The 22,650-nt window shown below is 33.2% G+C and carries 18 protein-coding genes; 11 read left to right on the top strand and 7 right to left on the bottom strand.

Features of this window, described 5'->3' with window-relative positions:
• From AC3WQX_RS05790 to ccpA, 3 genes are all read left to right on the top strand, one after another.
• A partial coding sequence (locus AC3WQX_RS05790; RefSeq protein ID WP_492739905.1) for a smooth muscle caldesmon occupies positions 1-903 on the top strand: 903 nt, incomplete at its 5' end.
• Between the two features lie 259 nt (positions 904-1,162).
• Entirely contained in the window at positions 1,163-2,254 is a 1,092-nt protein-coding gene (locus AC3WQX_RS05785; RefSeq protein WP_023350093.1) for a bifunctional 3-deoxy-7-phosphoheptulonate synthase/chorismate mutase, read from the top strand.
• 290 nt (positions 2,255-2,544) lie between these two features.
• Complete coding sequence (ccpA, locus tag AC3WQX_RS05780; RefSeq protein WP_023350094.1) at positions 2,545-3,534, top strand: catabolite control protein A; 990 nt, start codon at positions 2,545-2,547, stop codon at positions 3,532-3,534.
• A gap of 101 nt (positions 3,535-3,635) precedes the next feature.
• Here ccpA and AC3WQX_RS05775 read toward each other — a convergent pair whose 3' ends face one another.
• Both AC3WQX_RS05775 and AC3WQX_RS05770 read right to left on the bottom strand, forming a co-directional pair.
• A complete protein-coding gene (locus tag AC3WQX_RS05775; protein ID WP_023350095.1) occupies positions 3,636-4,808 on the bottom strand; it encodes an acetoin utilization protein AcuC in 1,173 nt (390 codons plus the stop codon).
• A gap of 102 nt (positions 4,809-4,910) precedes the next feature.
• Complete coding sequence (locus AC3WQX_RS05770; RefSeq protein ID WP_023350096.1) at positions 4,911-5,543, bottom strand: GNAT family N-acetyltransferase; 633 nt, start codon at positions 5,541-5,543, stop codon at positions 4,911-4,913.
• A 173-nt stretch (positions 5,544-5,716) separates the two neighbouring features.
• On the opposite strand from AC3WQX_RS05770, the gene acsA reads away from it, so the two are divergent.
• Both acsA and AC3WQX_RS05760 read left to right on the top strand, forming a co-directional pair.
• Positions 5,717-7,426 (top strand): acetate--CoA ligase, encoded by a 1,710-nt coding sequence (gene acsA, locus AC3WQX_RS05765; protein ID WP_023350097.1) that lies wholly within the window; start codon positions 5,717-5,719, stop codon positions 7,424-7,426.
• 203 nt (positions 7,427-7,629) lie between these two features.
• Positions 7,630-9,297 (top strand): formate--tetrahydrofolate ligase, encoded by a 1,668-nt coding sequence (locus AC3WQX_RS05760; protein ID WP_023350098.1) that lies wholly within the window; start codon positions 7,630-7,632, stop codon positions 9,295-9,297.
• A gap of 77 nt (positions 9,298-9,374) precedes the next feature.
• On the opposite strand, the gene AC3WQX_RS05755 is transcribed toward AC3WQX_RS05760, so the two are convergent.
• Positions 9,375-10,289 (bottom strand): transglycosylase domain-containing protein, encoded by a 915-nt coding sequence (locus tag AC3WQX_RS05755; protein WP_023350099.1) that lies wholly within the window; start codon positions 10,287-10,289, stop codon positions 9,375-9,377.
• Positions 10,290-10,742: 453 nt separating this feature from the next.
• Between AC3WQX_RS05755 and tyrS the strand changes: the two genes are divergently transcribed.
• From tyrS to AC3WQX_RS05740, 3 genes are all read left to right on the top strand, one after another.
• Positions 10,743-12,005: a tyrosine--tRNA ligase gene (gene tyrS / locus AC3WQX_RS05750; protein WP_002434727.1), complete on the top strand. Its 1,263-nt coding sequence runs from the start codon at positions 10,743-10,745 to the stop codon at positions 12,003-12,005.
• Positions 12,006-12,080: 75 nt separating this feature from the next.
• Complete coding sequence (locus AC3WQX_RS05745) at positions 12,081-12,545, top strand: MarR family transcriptional regulator (RefSeq protein ID WP_023350100.1); 465 nt, start codon at positions 12,081-12,083, stop codon at positions 12,543-12,545.
• A 136-nt stretch (positions 12,546-12,681) separates the two neighbouring features.
• On the top strand, positions 12,682-14,100 hold the full coding sequence (locus tag AC3WQX_RS05740; RefSeq protein WP_023350101.1) for a DHA2 family efflux MFS transporter permease subunit: 1,419 nt from the start codon (positions 12,682-12,684) through the stop codon (positions 14,098-14,100).
• A 67-nt stretch (positions 14,101-14,167) separates the two neighbouring features.
• On the opposite strand, the gene AC3WQX_RS05735 is transcribed toward AC3WQX_RS05740, so the two are convergent.
• Positions 14,168-15,415 (bottom strand): S1C family serine protease, encoded by a 1,248-nt coding sequence (locus tag AC3WQX_RS05735; RefSeq protein ID WP_023350102.1) that lies wholly within the window; start codon positions 15,413-15,415, stop codon positions 14,168-14,170.
• Positions 15,416-15,631: 216 nt separating this feature from the next.
• On the opposite strand from AC3WQX_RS05735, the gene AC3WQX_RS05730 reads away from it, so the two are divergent.
• The 3 genes from AC3WQX_RS05730 to AC3WQX_RS05720 all read left to right on the top strand — a co-directional run bounded on the left by AC3WQX_RS05730 (position 15,632) and on the right by AC3WQX_RS05720 (position 19,225).
• Complete coding sequence (locus tag AC3WQX_RS05730) at positions 15,632-16,255, top strand: lysophospholipid acyltransferase family protein (RefSeq protein WP_023350103.1); 624 nt, start codon at positions 15,632-15,634, stop codon at positions 16,253-16,255.
• Positions 16,256-16,516: 261 nt separating this feature from the next.
• Positions 16,517-17,986 carry an N-acetylglucosamine-specific PTS transporter subunit IIBC gene (nagE, locus tag AC3WQX_RS05725; protein ID WP_023350104.1) on the top strand — a complete coding sequence of 490 codons (1,470 nt, stop codon included), beginning with the start codon at positions 16,517-16,519 and terminating at the stop codon, positions 17,984-17,986.
• A gap of 111 nt (positions 17,987-18,097) precedes the next feature.
• Positions 18,098-19,225: an HAD family hydrolase gene (locus tag AC3WQX_RS05720; protein ID WP_023350106.1), complete on the top strand. Its 1,128-nt coding sequence runs from the start codon at positions 18,098-18,100 to the stop codon at positions 19,223-19,225.
• Positions 19,226-19,270: 45 nt separating this feature from the next.
• On the opposite strand, the gene serA is transcribed toward AC3WQX_RS05720, so the two are convergent.
• The 3 genes from serA to AC3WQX_RS05705 all read right to left on the bottom strand — a co-directional run bounded on the left by serA (position 19,271) and on the right by AC3WQX_RS05705 (position 22,586).
• Entirely contained in the window at positions 19,271-20,866 is a 1,596-nt protein-coding gene (gene serA, locus AC3WQX_RS05715; protein WP_023350107.1) for a phosphoglycerate dehydrogenase, read from the bottom strand.
• Entirely contained in the window at positions 20,856-22,019 is a 1,164-nt protein-coding gene (locus AC3WQX_RS05710) for a pyridoxal-phosphate-dependent aminotransferase family protein (protein WP_492739903.1), read from the bottom strand. Before AC3WQX_RS05710 ends, serA begins: the two co-directional genes overlap by 11 nt.
• A gap of 126 nt (positions 22,020-22,145) precedes the next feature.
• Positions 22,146-22,586, bottom strand: a complete 441-nt coding sequence (locus AC3WQX_RS05705) for an SACOL1771 family peroxiredoxin (protein ID WP_492739902.1) — start codon at positions 22,584-22,586, stop codon at positions 22,146-22,148.
• Positions 22,587-22,650 lie beyond the last annotated feature (64 nt).

The raw sequence follows: 22,650 nt of genomic DNA, 5'->3' as shown, positions 1-22,650 counted from the left end.
CTACAAAATGCGATTCAACAAGAATCAAAATTAGCTGACCAGTCACCAGAAGCACAAGAAATACAAGAAGCTAAAGCTGAATCACATAAGGAAGATAGTCAAGAAGCATCACATATCGAAAGTGATAAAAAACCATCAGCTGAAGAAATAGCTATTGCTCAAACAGCTATTAAAAAAGAATCAAGTGATAATGATTTAGCTGATCCTACTACTAAAGAAGGCAAAAATGAAGATGCCCATCAAAAAACGCAAGCAGAAAATTTAGCTACAGCTGCTAAAACAAAAAACGATAAAATCACTAATGACAGCCAAGTTGCTAAAAATACAAATGATCTCACAAGTGAATCAAGTGTACCTAAATCTGCTGACAAAGAGGTACCTAATTTAGTTACAAAGAAAAATGAGAATGACACAGGTTCAAGTGATGGTTCATTTGCAAATCGACTAGCTACAGCTGCAAAAGCAAAAAAATCTAAACTAACTAAAGGATCTAAAGAATCACAGCTCACTGAAGCATTATTAGCTGAACCAGCATTACCTAAAGGTAAGAAAAATAATAATGTACCTAATCTTGTAACTCAAACTACTAAGCAATCAACAAACTCTAAAAAAGGTCAATCTTCTACCTCTAAAGAAGATAAAGTAAATAAATCACAAGAAAGTGCGACATTCGATAAAGGCGTAGTTACCCATGAGAATTCTATAAAAGGTACTCAAAAATCTAATAGTAAAGGTAACAAAACAAACGCAAAATCTAATAAAAAGGCAAATACAAGTAAAAAACAAAGTAATACGCCTAAACAAAACAACAGAACTCAAAAACAACAAAATCAATCAAATAATAATCAACAAAAAGTTGAGAAAGCAAATAGCAAGATTGAAAAACGTACATTCAATGATTAATTAAACTTACAATATATATTTAAGCTGAGGCATTATCATATTGTCTCAGCTTTTTTATTTTCTAATTCATAAGTAAATGTTGAAAAGTTTTCACCAAAATGTATATTGCAGTTGGCGTTTACAGAAAATTTTCTATTTTCTGTAAATATGCGCTTGAACTATAAAAATGAAATTGTTAGAATTAAGTCTAAATACTTTTATTTTATCGCTTTAAAGTAATATACTTTCATACATAACTATATCTTAGAGGTGAGTAGAAATGACTAATAAATTGGAAGAATACAGAGAGGAAATTGTCTCATTAAACTATCAAATTTTAGAATTGTTATCTAAAAGAGGCGAGTTAGCTCAAAAAATTGGAGAAGAAAAAATTAAACAAGGAACTCAAGTATATGATCCTCAACGTGAAAAAGAAATGATTAATGATTTATTGGATCGAAATGAGGGTCCATTTAATGATAATGTAATCAAGCAGTTGTTTAAAGAAATTTTTAAAGCCTCTACTGATTTACAAAAATCTGAAAACGAAAAACATCTATACGTATCACGAAAATTAAAACCTGAAGATACTATTGTGAAATTTGATAATGGTGGCATTATTGGTGATGGTAATAAATCATTTGTATTTGGACCTTGTTCAGTTGAATCACAAGAACAAGTAGATGCTGTTGCTAAAGATTTACAATCTAGAGGAGAAAAATTTATTAGAGGTGGAGCATTCAAACCACGTACATCTCCTTACGATTTCCAAGGACTTGGTGTAGAAGGATTAAAAATCCTTAAAAATGTAAAAGATAAGTTTAATCTTAATGTAGTCAGTGAAATTGTAAATCCTAATGACTTTGAAGTAGCAGACGAATATTTAGATGTTTTCCAAATTGGTGCACGTAATATGCAGAACTTTGAACTGTTAAAAGAAGCTGGTCGTACAAACAAACCAATTCTTTTAAAACGAGGTCTATCTGCAACAATTGAAGAGTTTACTTATGCAGCTGAATACATTGCTTCTCAAGGCAACAGAAATATTATTTTATGTGAACGAGGAATACGTACATATGAAAAGGCGACTCGTAATACACTTGATATTTCTGCAGTACCTATTTTAAAACAAGGTACACACTTACCAGTAATGGTTGATGTAACTCATAGTACAGGCAGAAAAGATATTATGCTACCAACTGCAAAAGCAGCATTAGCCGTTGGTGCTGATGGCGTAATGGCTGAAGTTCATCCTGATCCATCAGTTGCATTAAGTGATGCTGGACAACAAATGGATTTGAATGAGTTTAATGATTTTTACAATGAACTTAAGCCACTTGCAGATATGTATAATGCTAAAAAGTTAAAATAAACATTTTGCAATCATTTATACTAAATTGACTACTCAGTTATTCTTTTCTTGAATAGTGATGTAGTCTTTTTATTTTTTAATGAATTTAACTTAAATTAAATTTTCAATTTTAATTTATTTAAATTTTTTAAGCGAAAAGTATATAATATAAATGAATTGCACTTGCTTTTTCTGACAGAAATGTGACAAAAGAACAAAATCATTTCACAATAACCATAAATATGATAAACTTTGAAAATGATATGAAAACACGATATTATAAGCAATGAAACGCTTACAAGGAGGAAATTATGACTGTAACGATTTATGATGTAGCTAGAGAAGCTCGTGTGTCGATGGCAACTGTATCACGTGTAGTTAACGGCAATCAAAACGTAAAACCTGAAACGAGAAACAAAGTCAATGAGGTCATCAAGAAGCTAAATTATAGACCTAACGCAGTTGCACGAGGACTTGCAAGTAAACGTACTACAACTGTAGGTGTGATAATTCCAGATATTTCAAATGTTTATTATTCACAACTCGCGCGAGGTCTTGAGGATATTGCAACAATGTATAAATATCACTCAATCATCTCCAATTCTGATAATGACCCTGAAAAAGAGAAAGAAATCTTTAATAATTTATTAAGTAAACAAGTTGATGGTATTATTTTCCTTGGTGGTACTATTTCAGAAGAAATTAAAGATTTAATTAATCAATCTTCAGTTCCAGTTGTGGTATCAGGAACAAATGGTAAAGATGATCATATTGCATCAGTTAATATTGATTTCAAACAAGCTGCTGAAGAAGCCACTAAACATATGATTGAAAAAGGTGCTAAGAAATTTGCACTTGTTGGTGGCGATTATTCTAAAAAAGCACAAGATGATGTATTACAAGGTTTAACAAAAGTTTTAAATCAACATCATTTAGAACTTGATGAGGCATTACATTTCTCTGGTAAAGAAAGCTATAAAGAGGGAATCAAAGCATTTGAAAAATTACAAAATAATATGCCTGATGCTATTCTTTCAATTAGTGACGAGCAGGCAATTGGTATTTTACACAGCGCATTAGATGCTGGGGTTAATGTACCTGAAGACTTACAAATTTTAAGCTTTAACAACACACGTTTAGTCGAAATGGTACGCCCACAACTATCTAGTGTTATACAACCACTATATGATATCGGTGCAGTAGGCATGAGATTATTGACAAAATATATGAATGAAGAAGACATTGAAGAACCAAATGTAATTCTTCCTCACAGAATAGAATATCGTGGAACGACTAATTAAAATTATAAATGATTGTTAAGTGAAGTGAAAACGTAATATAAATTTTAAAAGGGTACTTGATGTTTCATCATGATTCATTGAGCACCCTTTTTAATATATTATTAAATATCGCTATAACGTTCATACCAACTTGCAACCTGTTTAGCAATTCTAAGATTTTTATCAGATATTTCTTTAGTTCTTGGTATATAAGCATAATCATTTAAACGATCTTCCCAGCGTTTTGGTAGTTTGACAGTACTATATAACTTCCATTTATTAATCCAATTTAACGGTAGGTAACCTTGTTGAATAGGCTCCCCGATTAAACTTAAAAAGACGTGACTCCAAGCTCGAGGGACAACTCTCCAAATATTATAACCTCCGCCCCCGAACATTAATACTTTATGATTACAATAGCGTTTTGCTAAATCTTGGATTATATATGGAATAGAATATAGGCTATTTAATGTACAGTTCATGTGTGTAAGTGGATCTCTATAATGGATATCTACACCATGAACGCTTAAAATGATATCAGGCTTAAAAGCTGCAACTAATGGTTCTACAGTTTCTTTAAATACCTCTAGATAAGAGGCATCTTCAGTATAAGGTTCAAGAGGCACATTTACCGTATAACCATATCCTATATCTTCACCACGTTCAGTATAATGACCAGAGCCCGGGAATAAAAATTTTCCTGTCTCATGAATGGAATAAGTCATAATTCTATTGTCTGTATAAAAGCTCCATTGTGTACCATCTCCATGATGTGCATCTGTATCAATAACCATGACGCGTTGATGATATTTTTCAACTAAATATTTTGCAGTTATAGCAACATCATTATAAATGCAAAAGCCATTCGCTCGTCCGGGTAGTGCGTGATGTAAACCACCACCGAGATGGCATCCATTAATAAATGTTCCATCCATGATACAATCCGCTAAATTAAGCGCTCCTCCTACAATCCGAGCGCTATGACGATGCATATGTTTAAATTGAAGCGTATCATCACCATTGAGTCCATATTTCTTTGCCTCGTGTTCACTTAATATACCATGTGATGCGTGACGAATAGCTTGAATATAATCATATTGATGAATTAATGCGAGTTCTTCATCTGTAGCTATACGTGGTATTACGATATGCTCATCCTTTAAAAAGTTCGCGTCCTTTAACAACTCAGTCGTTAGTTTAAGCCTCATTTGATTGAAAGGGTGTTCGTTACTAAAGCGGTATTGTAAGAGATCTTCAGAATAAACATAACCAGTACTTAAATTTTTATTTGGCATGATGTTCCCCCCGTAACAACATTCTCACTATTTTGATTAACTTTATTTGAATGCGAGATATTTAACTATGATACTTTTGAAATTAGATACTTTTGTAGTATGTCAAAAGAAGAATTTATTTTTATATCTAAGATTGTCAAAAGCTTGTTGTTGTGACAAAGTGATACGTTTGCCAATACGTGCCATTAAACAATTAGCAGGGTGGCTAGTGATTTCAGGATCATCTGTAGCAAAAATTTCTAATCCACCTTTAGACATTAACTTTTGCATCAATTTCTTATACTCGAAAACATCTAGCTGTGCTTGATCCAAATCCCAATGCCAATAATATTCAGTAGTCAATACAATATAATCTTCAAATTCATCCGCAGATAAACTAGTCGCAATAAGCTCGCCACCTAAATGTAAGTGACGGTATGTAGGACTTATCTCTATGGCTCCTAGTTCAATTAAATAGGTCAAATGACCCTCGGACCATCTTTCGAATTCATCAGGATAATGATATGTCACATATCCCACGATATGCTTGTCTTGACGAATGATATAGACACGACCTTCAGGTAGTTCAGTAATCTCTAAAAGTGCTTCATACTGATCCTGAGGTAGGCGGAATGCATTAAGCTGGTTATCTAAAGTAAGCGTTTTCAAAAAATTGTACGAAATAGGTCCTTCAATGACAAAAGTAGTGTCACTTAGTTTAAGATTCTTAGTTACATAAGTTTTAACATGTCTCACGTTATCATCTCCTTATGCAGGTGACTTAACTTGTTATTAAACTTATTATATATAAAAAGGTTGTACATGAACAATTAAATAGTAATAGAATACAAAGATTTTTGAAAAATGTGAAAATTATATGTATAATTACTTTTAAAGAAAGCGATTTCATGAACAAGGGGGATTTAATTATGAAAGTTGAAGTGTATAAAAGAGAACCAGGGGATTACAATTTAGAGAATTATAATGAAGCTTATCAAAATTTCGATTGGAAAGAGATAGAAAAATCATTTTCTTGGTATGAAACAGGAAAAATGAATATGGCGTATGAATGTATCGATCGTCATGTTGATAACGGAAAAGGGGAAAAAATAGCCTTAAATTATAAAGATGAGAAACGTAAAGAATCATACACTTATAGTGATTTAAAAAAGTTATCAAATCAAGCAGCTAATGTTCTTAAAGATAAGGCGGATGTTAAAAAAGGAGATCGTGTTTTTATCTTTATGTCTCGTACACCTGAATTGTACTTTGCGTTCTTAGGTATTTTAAAAATTGGTGCGATTGTGGGTCCATTATTTGAAGCGTTCATGGAGAAGGCTGTAGCAGATCGTTTAGCTAATAGTGAAGCTAAAGTAGTCATTACGAATAAAGCATTACTTCCTAGAATTCCGAAAGATAAATTACCTCATTTAGAAACAATCATTGTTGTAGATGATGACGTTGATGGTGAATACATTGATTTTAATAAAGAAATGGGACAAGCTAGCGAGGAATTTAATATTGAGTGGCTAGCGCCAGATGATGGATTAATTCTTCACTATACATCAGGTTCTACAGGACAACCTAAGGGTGTATTGCACGTCCAACAAGCAATGCTATTACATTATATCTCAGGAAAATACGTATTAGATTTAAAAGAAGATGATGTTTATTGGTGCACTGCTGATCCAGGATGGGTAACTGGTACATCTTACGGAGTCTTTGCTCCTTGGTTAAATGGGGTTACGAATTGCATAGCCGGTGGGCGATTCTCACCTGAATCTTGGTATAGCATGTTAGAAGAATTTAAAGTTATGATATGGTATACCGCACCAACAGCACTTCGTATGTTAATGAGTGCTGGAGACGATATCGTTGAAAAATACGATTTATCATCTGTACGGTCAATTTTATCTGTAGGAGAACCACTAAATCCAGAAGTAATAAAATGGGCGAAAGATGTCTATGATAAACGTGTTTTAGATACATGGTGGATGACTGAAACAGGTGGACATATGATTGTAAATTACCCAACTATGGATATTAAACTAGGTTCTATGGGTAAACCACTACCTGGTATTGAGGCAGCAATCATAGATGATGAAGGTAATGAACTCCCACCTAATCGTATGGGTAATTTAGCAATTAAGAAGGGTTGGCCTTCTATGATGCATTCTATTTGGAAAAATCCTGAAAAGTTTAACTCATACTTTATCGGAGATTGGTATGTTTCTGGTGACTCTGCTTATAAAGATGAGGATGGATACTACTGGTTCCAAGGACGAGTTGATGACGTTATTATGACAGCCGGAGAACGTGTTGGACCATTTGAGGTTGAATCAAAATTAGTAGAACATGAAGCCGTAGCGGAAGCAGGTGTTATTGGTAAACCTGATCCAGTTCGTGGAGAAATTATTAAAGCCTTCGTTGCATTAAGACAAGGATATGAACCATCAGATGATTTAAAAGAAGATATCCGTAAATATGTTAAAGAAGGGTTATCAGCACATGCTGCGCCTAGAGAAATTGAATTTAAAGACAAGTTGCCAAAAACACGTTCAGGTAAAATTATGAGACGTGTGCTTAAAGCTTGGGAATTAGATTTAGATGCAGGTGATTTGAGTACAATGGAAGATTAAAATTAATAATTGAGAGCTAAAGTATCAGCTTTAGCTCTCATTTTCAAATAAGTTAAAGTCATTCTTAAGAACGAACATTGATTTGAATAATTCTTGAAATATTCGACAATTGAAATTAAGTCGGTTATCATAAACCATATAAGACGTATCAAAAATAATTTAATATTAATTAATACTACATAATGATCAAGGGGTTGAATCGTTTGGCACATTTATCAGATTTAGAGATTGCAAATCAATCACAATTAAAACCTATTGGAGAAATTGCTGATAAAGCAGGTATATCTGCAGATGCACTTGAACAATATGGACACTATAAAGCTAAAATAGATATTAATCAGATTAAACCTAGAGAGAAAAAAGGTAAAGTTGTATTAGTGACTGCTATGAGTCCTACGCCAGCTGGAGAAGGAAAATCCACAGTTACAGTAGGTTTAGCAGATGCATTTAATGAGTTAAAACAAAACGTGATGGTCGCATTACGTGAACCAGCGCTTGGACCAACTTTTGGTATTAAAGGTGGTGCCACAGGTGGTGGATATGCACAAGTATTACCAATGGAAGATATTAACCTACATTTCAATGGTGATTTTCATGCAATAACAACTGCAAATAATGCATTATCTGCATTTATTGATAACCATCTACATCAAGGTAATGAATTAGGCATTGATCTACGTCGTATCGAGTGGAAACGTGTATTAGATATGAATGATCGTGCACTTCGTTATGTAAATGTTGGATTGGGTGGGCCAACAAATGGTGTTCCAAGAGAAGATGGTTTTAATATTACAGTGGCATCAGAGATAATGGCGATTTTATGCTTAAGTCGTAGTATTAAGGATTTAAAAGAAAAAATTAGTCGTATTACTATCGGTTATACTAGAGATCGTAAACCCGTAACAGTTCAAGATTTAAAAGTAGAAGGGGCACTTGCGTTAATACTTAAAGATGCAATTAAACCCAATTTAGTTCAAACGATAGAAGGTACACCAGCACTTGTGCACGGTGGACCATTTGCTAATATCGCACATGGTTGTAACTCTATATTAGCTACTGAAACAGCTAGGAATTTAGCAGATATCGTTGTTACGGAAGCTGGCTTCGGTTCAGATTTAGGTGCTGAAAAGTTTATCAATATTAAATCACGCGAGGCAGGCTTTGAACCATCAGCGGTAGTGGTAGTTGCAACGATTCGAGCACTAAAAATGCATGGTGGTGTTGCTAAAGATCAACTTAAAGAGGAAAACCTAGAAGCGGTTAAAGCGGGTATTGTAAACCTTGAACGTCACGTTAACAATGTGAAGAAATATGGCCTTGAACCTGTTATCGCTTTAAATGCATTTATACATGATACGGAAGCAGAAACTGAGTTTGTTAAACAATGGGCTCAAGAACAAGGTGTACGCATTGCGATAACTGAAGTATGGGAAAAAGGCGGTAAAGGTGGAGTTGATTTAGCTCATCACGTACTTGAAGTCATTGATCAGCCTCAAACATTTAAACACTTATATGAATTAGAACAACCACTTGAAAGTAAAATTGAAACAATCGTTAAAGAAATTTATGGTGGTTCAAAAGTTACGTTCAGTAGTAAGGCTCAAAAGCAATTAAAGCAATTTAAAGAAAATGGATGGGACAATTATCCAGTGTGCATGGCTAAAACACAATATTCATTCAGTGATGATCAAACAGCATTAGGTGCTCCAACAGATTTTGAAATTACAATCAGAGAACTAGAAGCAAAAACAGGTGCAGGATTTATTGTAGCGTTAACTGGTGCAATTATGACAATGCCAGGTTTACCTAAGAAACCAGCTGCACTTAATATGGATGTTACTGATGATGGACAAGCGATTGGACTATTCTAATTTTTAAACAATACATTTCTAAAGATAATAAGCACTAGTGATTTTACAAGTCACTAGTGCTTTTTTACTTATTATGACTACGCACCTTGTTGAGGAGGGTGAGTGAGTAAGTGTGATTTAATACGATACTTTTTCGCTTTAATGTATTGTTTTTTTGAAATTTTGCCCTCCACAAGCATACGCTTTAAAACATAACGCTGACGGTGAATACTATAATGTAATATCCGATTACTTTTTAAATTACCTTGGTTATCATACGGAGTATAACCATAAGGACTTTGTAAGAGTCCTACTAAATAAGCGGACTGAGCAATGTTTAAATCTTTGGCAGCTACACCAAATAAGCTATATGAAGCTGATGCTATACCAGTAATATTGGCCCCATTATAATCATGACCAAACGGAACAATATTCAGATAAGTATATATGATTTCATTTTTAGATAGAAGTTTCTCAAGTCTCATAGCCAAAATAATTTCATTTGCTTTTCTACTATATGTCTTTTTATCTGTTAAAACTTGGTTTTTAATTAGTTGTTGTGTAATCGTACTACCACCTGATGTTTCATTTGCATCAATAATATCTTGAAACATTGCTCTCATTAATGCTTTAGGTAAGATACCATTATGTTTATAGAAGAGAGTATCTTCGGATGAGGTAAGTGCTTTTATCACATTCGGATTTACAGATTTAGGTCCCACAATCAGAGTATTAAGAGAATGATCATATTCTTCTAAAATATGTTTGTTACTATGATTTATTAGTTCATCGCCAGGAAGGTGTAACACTTTCTGCTTTAACTCATTATCACTAATAGAGGACGCTTCCTTAGTTAAATGATGGAAGTATATCACTAACGCTAAAATCAATGCGATTCCAATTATGGAAAATACAACAAAAATGCCTACACAAATATGTTTGATTTTCTTATAAATACGTTCGAATTGCACATATCTATCCGTTGATTGTGAAATATTCTTATTGTTGTGCATCGTATACCTCCTAAATTTAGGTATAGTATACCATATTCATGAAGTTGACTTTTAAAATAATGTTATCTATAATTAAATTCAATTCAATATGTTTTGGATACGAGGAGAAGTAGCATTTAAGGAAGATTACAGAGAGTTAGTGGTCGCTGCGAACTAGCATTTGCTTATATGTGAATACACCTCTATAAAGTTATTCAACGTTTCATTAATGAACGTCTCATTAATAAAGTTTTTCAAGAGTACATAAACTCTTGTTAAAGTATGGTGGTACCGTGCATAAGCGCCCTTACATGTTAAGATGTAAGGGCTTTTTATTTGATTTATATTAAAAATTTATTTTTGAAAAATAAATTAAATGCAATATCAAATACTTTTTATTAAATTACACACTCACGAGTAACCATTTTCAAAACAAAATAATAACTATAAAAATATTAAGGGAGGATGTTAGCAATGGCTAATGCATTAATTGAAGATTTAAAATGGAGAGGTTTAATATATCAACAAACTGACGAACAAGGTATTGAAGATTTATTAAATAAAGAACAAGTTACTTTATATTGTGGTGCTGATCCTACTGCAGATAGTTTACACATTGGACATTTACTACCATTCCTAACTTTAAGACGTTTCCAAGAACATGGTCATCGTCCAATCGTGCTTATCGGTGGCGGTACAGGTATGATTGGTGATCCATCTGGTAAATCAGAAGAACGTGTTTTACAAACTGAAGAACAAGTGGAAGCTAACGTACAAGGATTATCAAAGCAAATGCATCGCTTATTTGAATTTGGTACAGATAAAGGTGCGGTTTTAGTCAACAATAAAGATTGGCTTGGACAAATATCTTTAATTAGCTTTTTACGTGATTATGGTAAACATGTAGGCGTCAACTACATGTTAGGTAAAGATTCCATTCAAACACGTTTAGAACACGGTATTTCTTATACGGAATTTACTTATACTATTTTACAAGCTATCGATTTCGGTCATTTAAATCGTGAATTAAATTGTAAAATTCAAGTTGGTGGCTCAGATCAATGGGGTAACATTACAAGTGGTATCGAATTAATGCGCCGTATGTACGGTCAAACTGAAGCGTTTGGTCTTACAATCCCATTAGTAACTAAATCTGACGGTAAGAAATTTGGTAAATCAGAGTCAGGCGCGGTGTGGCTAGACCCTGAAAAGACAAGTCCTTATGAATTCTATCAATTCTGGATTAACCAATCTGATGAAGATGTGATTAAATTCTTAAAATACTTTACATTCTTAGATAAAGAAGAGATTGATCGTTTAGAACAATCTAAAGAAGAGGCGCCACATCTTCGTGAAGCTCAAAAAGCATTAGCAGAAAACGTAACTAAATTTATTCATGGTGAGGAGGCGCTAAATGATGCGATTAGAATTTCTAAGGCTTTATTTAGCGGTGACTTGAAATCATTAACTGGTAAAGAATTAAAAGAAGGTTTCAAAGATGTACCTCAAGTTTCATTATCTTCTGAAACAACGAATATTATTGAAGCGTTAATTGAAACAGGTATTGCTACTTCTAAACGACAAGCACGTGAAGATGTTAATAATGGTGCTATCTATATTAATGGCGAACGTCAACAGTCAGTTGATTATGAATTAAGCAATGACGATAAAATTGATAATGAGTTTACAATTATTCGTCGTGGTAAGAAAAAATATTTCATGGTTAATTATCAATAAGTGATGTGTTAAAAATGACCTCCTAATCATCTCATTGATTGGGAGGTTTATTTTCAATAATAGGAGGTGCGTAGTGTGAATAAAGAACAATTGATGATGAAAAATTTTCGGGATATCTTTAATAAAATTGCTTGGCTAAACAAAGGAAAAATGGAAGAAGCGCTTAAAGGAAATAAACCAAGTGAAGTTCATTGTATTGAAGCAATTGAAGAGCTTAACGAACCTAATGTAAGGCGATTAACAGAAGCATTATTTATGACACGAGGCGCGATAAGTAAACTTACGAAACGTCTTGAGCAAAGAGGCTTAATAGAGAGTTATAAAAATCCTAATAATAAAAAGGAAGTTTATTTTCGGTTGACCGAAGCGGGTCAGCAAATATACCAAACCCATGAAGAACTTCATAAAGAATTTCAACGTAGGGATCAAGAGGTGTTTGATAATATCACCGAAGACGAATTTAAATCAATGATGCGTTTTGCTGAAAAATATAATGCGCACCTTGATCATGAAATAAAAAAGCAAGGATTATTACATTGAATATGGGGATATTGTAATTTCTTAAATACAATGAAATTGCAGTATCCTAAATTTTTACCGAATTATTGTTGACAAAGAAACAAAACGAGTGTATATTTTGTTGACGAAGAAACAATTTGAACGAAGGAGAATACAAATGGTAACATCTCATTCTCAATCCAATGGTGTCACTAAAGAGGTAATGACTGCAGCTTGGGCAATTGCTTTAGGCGCCATCGCTCCAATGTTAGATTCAACAATGATAAATATAGCTATTAAACAACTTAATCATACATTTAATAGTTCTCTAGATATTGTTCAGTGGGGAATTACAGGTTACGTATTAGCGCTCGCCATTGCTGTACCATTGTCCGGTTGGTTTATGAATCAGTTTAATGGAAAGAAGGTTTTTATTTTAGCAATGGCCGCTTTTGGCTTAACTTCTATATTAGCTGGAGTGAGTTGGAATATTATCGTATTTAATATCTTTAGAATTTTACAAGGATTTAGTGCGGGAGTTATCACAACTTTAATGTTTACATTACTTGTGAAAACAGCAGGGCAAGACCATATTGGTAAGGTTATGGCAGTGGTTAGTACGCCCATGATCTTCGGTCCTATATTGGGCCCTGTTCTTGGAGGATTTATTATCCATTTTGCGAGCTGGCGTTGGATATTTTTTATTAATATCTTTATCGTTATCATTGCAATACCATTGATGAATAAATATGTACCTCAATTTGAACCATTTAATAAAGACAGTAAATTAGATGTAATTGGAATATTATTATTATCATTTATGAGTATCAGCATAATCTATGGTGTGACGAAAGCTTCTGATGATGGTACATTCTTTACTTTGAAACCAATGATATACATTATCATGGGAATACTTTTAACGATTACTTATTGTATTTATAATCGTCTAAGACATTATCATACAGTTCTACCAATCAATTTATTTACACAAAAGAAATATGCTGCGTCATCTATTGGATTGTTACTTGCCAATATAGGAATTATGGGACCAATGTTAATTATTCCATTATTCTTCCAGAACTTTAAACATTATACTGCTATTGAAGCTTCTTTAGCTTTAATACCTCAAGGTCTAGGTATGTTAATTACAAGACCTTATATTGGGAAAATGATTGACCAAATCGGTGCGAAATATGTTGTCATAGTGAGCATTATTATAGCCATGTTTGGTACAGTGCCATTGATGGTTGTTTCAAATCACACGCATATTGTATGGTTGTCTTTGATACTTTTTATAAGAGGATGTAGCGTAGGTGGGATAAATCTTGGTCTTACAAGCGATGCTTATCAAGGCATTGACGATAAACAAATTGCCGAAGCGGGTGTAGGGATTAATATGATTGAAAATATTGGTTCTAGTCTAGGTACAGCCATTATCGCAACTGTAGTAGCATCTATGTTAGCACTAAATCATCCATCAATTTTACAAAGTTTAAGAGCTTATCATGCAGGTTTCTTAGTCTCAACTGTAGCATTGTTACTTATCGTTTTACCTGCGTTATTTCTTACGCACAAATCCAAAAAAATCGAATCATAAATACAGAAAAGCCAAGAGACACTATTGTTAATGTCTCTTGGCTTATTTGATTATTAAGGTCAAACAATTATTGCGCAAATTGACTTTGAGATTGTGATGATGAAGTTCGTGTCTGTTCTTTCAATTTTACTTCAATATCTTTAGTCTTGCCATCTCTAATGACTGTTAAGGTAATCGTTTCACCAGGTTTTTTATGTTCGTAAAGATATGATCTTAAATCAGTATCCTCTTTGACTTTCTTACCATCTACTTGAGTAATAATGTCTCCTTTTTTAACATTATTACTATTATCGGCTTTAGCAACATAAACCCCAGAATCCTTAGTTGTATGCAACTCTTTACGATAAGATTCAGGTATTTCACTTAGGTTGATTAATCCTATTCCTATAGAAGGGCGTTCAATTTTACCATGTTTAACGAGTTGTTCAATCGTGACTTTAACCTCATTACTTGGTATAGCAAACCCTATACCTTCTACTTGCTCGGACGCAATTTTCATAGAATTAATACCCACTAAATTACCGTTGATATCAACTAACGCACCACCAGAGTTACCAGGGTTAATAGCCGCATCAGTTTGTAAAACATTAACTTTAGTATTACCTGCAGATGTATTGGCATCAATAGTTCGTTCACTCGCTGAAATAATTCCCGAAGTAACTGAATTGGCGAACTCTAAACCAAGTGGGTTACCCATTGCGAAGACGCTATCTCCAGTCTGTACTTTAGATGAGTTAGCGAATTTGATAGACTTAATACCTTTAGTGTCCTCAATCTTAAGAACTGCAATATCAGTAAGAGCGTCTTTACCAATTAACTTCGCTTTTACCTGCTTGGAATTATGTAACTGTACTTTAATTTCGGATGCACCATCGACGACATGATTATTCGTAACGATGTAAGCTGAACCATTGCTGATTTGATAGATAACACCAGAACCAATACCTGCTTCTTCAGGTTTTGATGATTTGCCTTTTAATAAATCATCTAAGCTTGAAGATTTTTGCATATTAATAACTCCAACTATGGCCGGTGACACATCCTTAATCATATCGTGAACCGACTTGTATTTATCACTTTTACCATCAAGTTGGTTACCGCCCTTACTATTTGATACCTCTTGAACAGATGCACCATCATGATTGAGAACAGTATGATTAAGAACCTTTCCTATACCTAATACAAGTAGTGCACCAATAATTCCCGCAATAAGCGCAACTATAATTGTCTTAAACCAAGGAAATTTGGGCTTTTTATTGTATGAAGGACGTTGGTAATTGTCGTGTGACTGATGTTGTTGTGTTTGATCTGACATATGTAACCTCCAAATAATATTCTCTTCTATCTAATTATGTAATTTTTTTAAGAATTTGGCTAGTAAACGACTATCAGACTTTAGACGTATTTTGAAAGGTAGTTCAATTTTAAAAATGATAACTTTAATCACGTAACAGGGACGTCTATTGTTCTCGATTAAGGGAAATGATAAAATTTATATGTTAAAAAACAAAATCAAGAAGCGGGTGACATAATGTACAGCATTATAAGTAAAATTTTAGACGTCATTTTAGTCAAAATGGCTAAATCATTATATGTAATTGGAAAAGAAAATATTCCTAAAGATAGTAAATATGTAGTGACTTGTACACATGAAAGCTATAATGAAGTGATTATGTTAGGTATGGCATTACTACCAAATCAAATTCATTATATGGCTAAAAAAGAATTATTTAGTAATAAATGGGGCGGTAAATTCTTAAGCTCTTTAAATGCCTTCCCTGTAGATAGAGAGAATCCAGGTCCAAGCACATTAAAAAGACCTATCAATCTACTTAAAGAACATAAAACAGTTGGTATCTTCCCAACAGGTCACCGTACATCTATGGAAGGTGCACCATTAAAACGTGGTGCTGCAACTATAGCAATGTTAGGTAAAGCACCAATTTTACCGGCTGCATATGTAGGTCCTAAAAAAATTCATGGCTTAATTACAGGACAAGCGATGATAAAAATTGGTGAACCAATTGATACAACAGATATTCCAAAAGATTTAAAACGAAATGAAAAAGTAGAATATCTTACTAAAGAAATAGAAAAACGCACAAATCAATTACAAAAAGAACTCAATGAGATTGCTAAACGTTTAGAGGACTAATTAAGTAAGTTATAAACGCTTTGTATATGAGAACGTCAATTAACCTAAATTTGAAAAATTGACGTTCTTAAATTTTTGATGATAAATAAAACGTTTACATGTAAAAGGCATAAACTCACGAAATAGTTATAATTAATTAAAAATAGTGCATCTCTAAAGTCTTATTTTATGGTAAATTAATTAAGTAAAATTAATTATTAATATATGAAAAGCATTTCAATGTTTAATGTAATTTGAAATTTTATTAGAGGGATGATGTTCATGTACAAATTTTTTCAAAACTTAGGTAGGTCGTTAATGCTACCTGTTGCAGTATTACCTGCTGCAGCAATTATTGTAGGGATAGGTCACGTGCTAGACGCACTATCAATTTTGCCACAAGTTGCAATGTTCTTTACAAGTGTAGGGGAAACGATACTCGAACAACTAGGAATATTATTTGCAATTGGTGTTGCGATAGGTATGGCTAAGAAAAATGATGGTGCAGTTGCATTAGCTGCGACTTTAGGATTTTTCATAGTCACAGTCGTGCTATCGCCTAAAAAACTAGCACCTCTATTACAAGTAAAAACGACAGATGTTAATAGTGCTTTTGAGCAAATGACAAATGGGAATGTCTTTGTAGGGATTTTAATTGGTTTAATTGCAGCATTTTGCTATAACAAATTTAGTGAAACTGAATTGCCTGTGGCACTGTCATTCTTTAGTGGTAAACGTTTAGTACCTATCATGACCGCTTTTTTCTGTACATTTTTAGCTATTGTTTTACTTTTTGTATGGCCACCAGTATTTAATGCAATTGTTACTTTTGGTAAATGGATAGTAGGTATGGGACCATTTGGTGCATTGTTATATGGTTTCTTTAACCGTTTGCTTATACCAACTGGATTACATCATGCATTAAATAATGTATTCTGGTTTGATACTGCCGGAATCAATGACATAGGTAAATTCCAAAGTGGTAAAGATGCAGTTAAAGGTATTACTGGTCGTTACCAAGCAGGGTTCTTTCCTGTAATGATGTTTGGTATACCAGCGGCGGCGCTTGCGATGTATCATACAGCGAAATCTAGTCAGAAAAAACAAGTCTACGCTTGGTTCTTAGCAAGTTCTATTTCTGCTTTCTTTGTTGGAGTAACTGAACCAATTGAATTTGCTTTCATGTTCGTTGCACCAGTTTTATTTGTCATTCATGCTGCGTTAACAGGTTTATCGCTATTTATAGCGGCTATCTTTCACTGGACAGCTGGTTTCTCATTTAGTGCTGGGTTGATTGACTTTGTCTTATCACTCGTTAACCCAGTGTCAAATAAGCCATGGATGTTACTAGTTCAAGGTATCATATTCTTTATTTTATATTACGCTATTTTTAGATTCGTCATCCAAGTGTTTAACTTGAATACAATTGGTCGAGGGGATAACGAACTTGCGGATCCAACGGCAAACGCTACGTCTGAAAATAATTCTGCTACATATTCAGAATCTAAAGGCAAATATTATCATACAGCCTCACAAATTTTAGATGGACTAGGCGGCAGTGATAATATTTCAAGTTTAAATAACTGTGCTACGCGTTTAAGAATGGAATTAAATGATAATTCTATTATAGATGAACAGAAAATTAAAAATGCAGGTGCAGTAGGGGTTACTAAAAGTGGTAAACACTCAACACAAGTGATTATTGGTACACATGTTCAACAAGTTGCAGATGAAATAGAGAAACAAATGTAATAGTTATCAAAATATCTTATGGAAGGGCAAATCTATTGAAGGTTTGCCCTTTTAACATTAAACATGTAATATAAGTTGTATCAGAATTTTCTGAAAGGCCAGGTGTAAGTAGTGAAGTCCATATTATTTGATGTTGATGGTGTATTTTTGAGTGAAGAACGCTGTTTTGATGTTTCAGCAATAACTGTAGAAGAACTTTTGACGAGTGAAGGTATTTTTTTAGGTTGTGGAACATACATAGATTTTGAAAATGATTTAAATGATAAAAAGATTCAGGAAATACGAGAACGTGTATTTCAACATGATAAAATATTGAATCAATTAAAATCATTAGGATTAAATTCTAATTGGGATATGCTTTTTATCGTATTTAGTATTCATTTAATTGATCTTGCTAAGCAACTTGATCAATCACATAGATGTGAGTTTTTAAATTCTAGTACTTTTAATGAAAAAACTTTATTCGAAATGAATAAACATTTATTACATAAAGAAATAGATTACGAGAAACCTTTAGAAGTTATTGATTCCTTCAGAAATGGGAAAGATGCTATATATGAAGATTTAGAATCATATGCTAAAGACCAATTAGAAATTGATGATACAAAATTATTTAAATTAAAAAGTAATTTATGGCAACTCGCTAAAGATACATATCAAGAATGGTATTTAGGTAAGGATTTATTCAATAAAGTAGAAGAGGGTACCGCATTATTAGATTTTAAAAAGGGATTCATTTATGAAGAAGTGATACTTAAACCTCAGGAAGAAATTCAATTATTATTACAACATTTAAAGGAAGCGGGTTATCATCTAGCGATTGCTACAGGTCGTCCTAGAACAGAAACAATCATTCCTTTCGAATCATTAGGACTTAAATCATATTTTGATGATGAACACATTGTTACTGCCAGTGAGGTGTTAGATGCTGAGAGTGATTACCCAGAGTATCAACCTTTAGGTAAACCTAACCCATTTAGTTATATAGCTACATTGAATGGTAATGACAGAAATAGATACAAGGAGTATGCTACTCATCAGGAAAATATAGTGAATAAAGACGAGGTTTATATAGTTGGTGATTCACTTGCTGACTTATTAAGTGCGAAAAAAATTGGCGCTACATTTATAGGGACGTTAACAGGTCTAAAAGGTGATAAAGCGCAGCCAGAACTCGAAGAATATGGTGCTGATTACATCGTTGAGGATGTTACTAAAATAAGGAATATTCTACTATAAAAATTGGCTACAGAACGAGATTAAAATGTTCTGTAGCCTTAAAAATTATATTGTAAGTTTTGTACTAATAATTCTATTAAAACCGCCAGTTTCACGTAAAATATTGATAACATCTAAAGAGGCTTGTTGATCAATTGATAGAATCATAAGTGCGTCGCCACCTTCATTATTTCTACCTAATGTCATAGAGGCGATATTAATACCATGACTACCTAAAAGGTTACCAGTTTGACCAACAATGCCAGGTTTATCTTTATGACAAGTTACTATTTGATACTCATTTGGCTTGAAATCAAGTGAGAAGTCATTAATTCGAACGATTCTTGGACCAAATCCTGCTAGAACTGTAGCTCCGATTTTAATTTGATCTTTATCATTAGTTAACTTAAGTTCTACATAACTACTAAAATCAGAATGTTTTTTCTGCTTTTCAATATTATATGTTACACCTTGTTGGTTCAATAAAGCTAAAGCATTAATAATATTAACTTCTTCACCTAAATCTTCTTTAAGTATATTCGTCACAATTGTCCTAGTTATTAAACTTGTATCATTCGTGGCTAAGTCTCCAGCAAAGGTAATTTTAATTTCACTTGGAGCTCCCTCTAATAATTGAATTGCAAATTCACCTATAGTTGTACCTAAATCAACGAATGATTTGACTGTTTCATCAACATTACTTAAATCCATTTTTGGAGCATTTACTGCATGTTCAACCGTTCCATTTGTTAATATATCTACAATTTCCTCTGAAACTGAAACAGCTACTTTTTCTTGGGCTTCAACTGTAGAAGCGCCTAAATGTGGAGTAACTATTATTTTATCATGAGAAATTAATAGAGAATCTGTAGGTGGCTCATGTTCAAAGACATCAATGGCAGCACGATCTATCAAATTATTGTCTAGAGCATGAATAAGTGCTTCTTCATCAATAATTCCACCTCTTGCAACATTAATAATTTGGAGATTTGGTTTAGCTTTGTTGAAAAATGACTCCCCAACAATGCCACGTGTTTTAGGTGTTAAAGGCGTATGAACTGTAACGAAGTCAGCTTGTTCAGCAATTTCATCAACAGTTGCATTTTGAATATCTAGAGATTTCGCTTTGTCTTCAGTTAAATAAGGATCGAATGCTAAAATTTTCATGCCAAAACTTTGAGCACGTTTTGCAACACCTAGACCAATACGTCCAGCTCCGATGACACCTAGTGTTTTACCATATAGTTCTACTCCGCGAAACGCTTTGCGATTCCATTCTTTATTACGTAATGATTGATGCGCTTGAGGGATATTGCGAGCCATTGCTAAAATCATTGCAATTGAATGTTCTGTTGCAGAAATTGTATTACCATCAGGGGCATTAATCACTAAGATACCCTTTAACGTTGCAGCTTCAATATCAATATTATCAACCCCAACACCCGCTCGAGCGATAACTTTAAGACGTGAAGCTGAGTTGATAATTTTATCAGTGACTTGAGTCTGACTACGTACAATTAATCCTTCATAATTGCCGATGATATTGATTAACTCTTCTTCCGATAAATCAGTTTGAATATCCACTTCAAATTCATTATTATCTAATAAACTTTTTAAACCTTCTTCAGAAATAGGATCTGATACTAAAATTTTATGACTCATGTTTGATAACCTCCATAAATTGAGCAATACCTTTGCCGATATAATTTTTATTTCTAGATTCAGTTAAAAGAATTTCTATTGCTGAAACAACAGAGAGGATATCAAATGGAGACACTTTCCCCATATGACCAATGCGTAATATATGACCTTTCAAATGTCCTTGACCACCAGCAATTGTAATATTGAAACGTGATTTAAGTTGATCTTTTAAATAAGTTAATTCTTCTTTGTCTTTAGGTACGAAAGACGTTACAGTAGGAGAGGCATATGAATCATCTTTAACTAATAACTCTAAATCAAGAGATTTTAAAGCAGTACGTAAAGCGTTACGTATGATATAATGGCGCTTTATAACATGATTTAATCCCTCATGTTTAACCAATTCTACATATGCATTAACTCCTCTAAATAAAGCAACATTAGGAGTGAAAGGTGTAGAATTCTGTTCTTGAGAGCTAAGATATTTATTTAAATCTAAATAAAATCGAGGTGTAGTTACTTCAGCAAAACGATCTTTAGCTCTGTCACTATAAGCAACAAAAGCAACACCAGGAGGTAACATGATGGCTTTTTGGCTACCTGAAACAAGAACGTCAATTTTATCTTTAATTAAATCAACTTCAACTGCACCAATACAACTTACACCATCTACGACAAAGTACAGTGAATTGTCATAATTTTTAAGAGCATGACCTAATTCATGTACAGGATGTAATACGCCTGTAGAAGTTTCACAAAACTGAGAGAATACCGCTGTAACACGATGATTTAATTGTTTTAAAAATTTAATGAAATCATTAACGTCAACAGCTTCTCCCCATGTAACATCGTAAACGTGCACATTTTTATAGTATGTCTCAGCGATTTGTTTAAATCTATTTCCAAATGCACCTGAGACAATAATAACGATGTGATCATCTGGATTTACGATATTCAGCATACTTGCTTCAAGAACACTTGTACCACTAGAAGTTAATATGAGTACTTCATTCTTTGTACCGAAAATAGGTTTCAAACCTTTAAATGCTTCATCAGCTATGTCTTCAAAATCTTTTGATCTATGTCCGACCATAGGTAATTGAATCGCGCTCATAATTGAATTTGGAACTGGCGTTGGACCTGGAGTTAATAATAAAGGTTGGTAATACTGCATAAACATTCCTCCCACTGTAAGATTTTTCTATTTTAGCAAATATTCTGAATATTTAAAACCCTAAATATCGAGCTATCACACTTATAAAACGTTTACATGTTTCCAATTTGTGATAGCTTTTGCAATTTAAACTAAAGTTGGTTCAATACGCACTTCAACATTATTTTTTATAGCATTTGAAATCATACAATTATTATCCGCAATTTTTAAGAGTTTTAGTAGTCTCTTCTTTAGATTATCTTTATGATTGTTGTCGACATTAATTTTAGGATAGTGTGTAATACACTCCATTTTGAATTTTCCATTTTCAAAGGAGGCAGTGCCAACAGATTGTTGATTAATGCGTATATCTTTATATCCAGCTCTTTCTAAAGTTGCAGCGAGTGAAATAATATAGCATGAGGAAGCTGCTGATACTAACATTTCATCAGGATTTGTACCTATGCCTTGACCACCTAAAGAATAGGGGATTGAAATCTGTTCGTTAATCAAATCTCCTTGAACAATGCCTATCTCATTCCGTCCACCTTTCCACTGAGTAACTACTTTGAAATCATGCTTTACCATTTAGATTGACCTCCTGTGTCATTGTGGTAATTTAAGTTTAGAGTAATTTAAAAAAGATTAAAAG

The sequence above is a fragment of the Staphylococcus sp. FW104-15G4D genome (assembly GCF_058790135.1).
The sequence above is the reverse complement of the archived record's forward strand: the minus strand, read 5'-3'. Positions and strand labels throughout refer to the sequence as shown.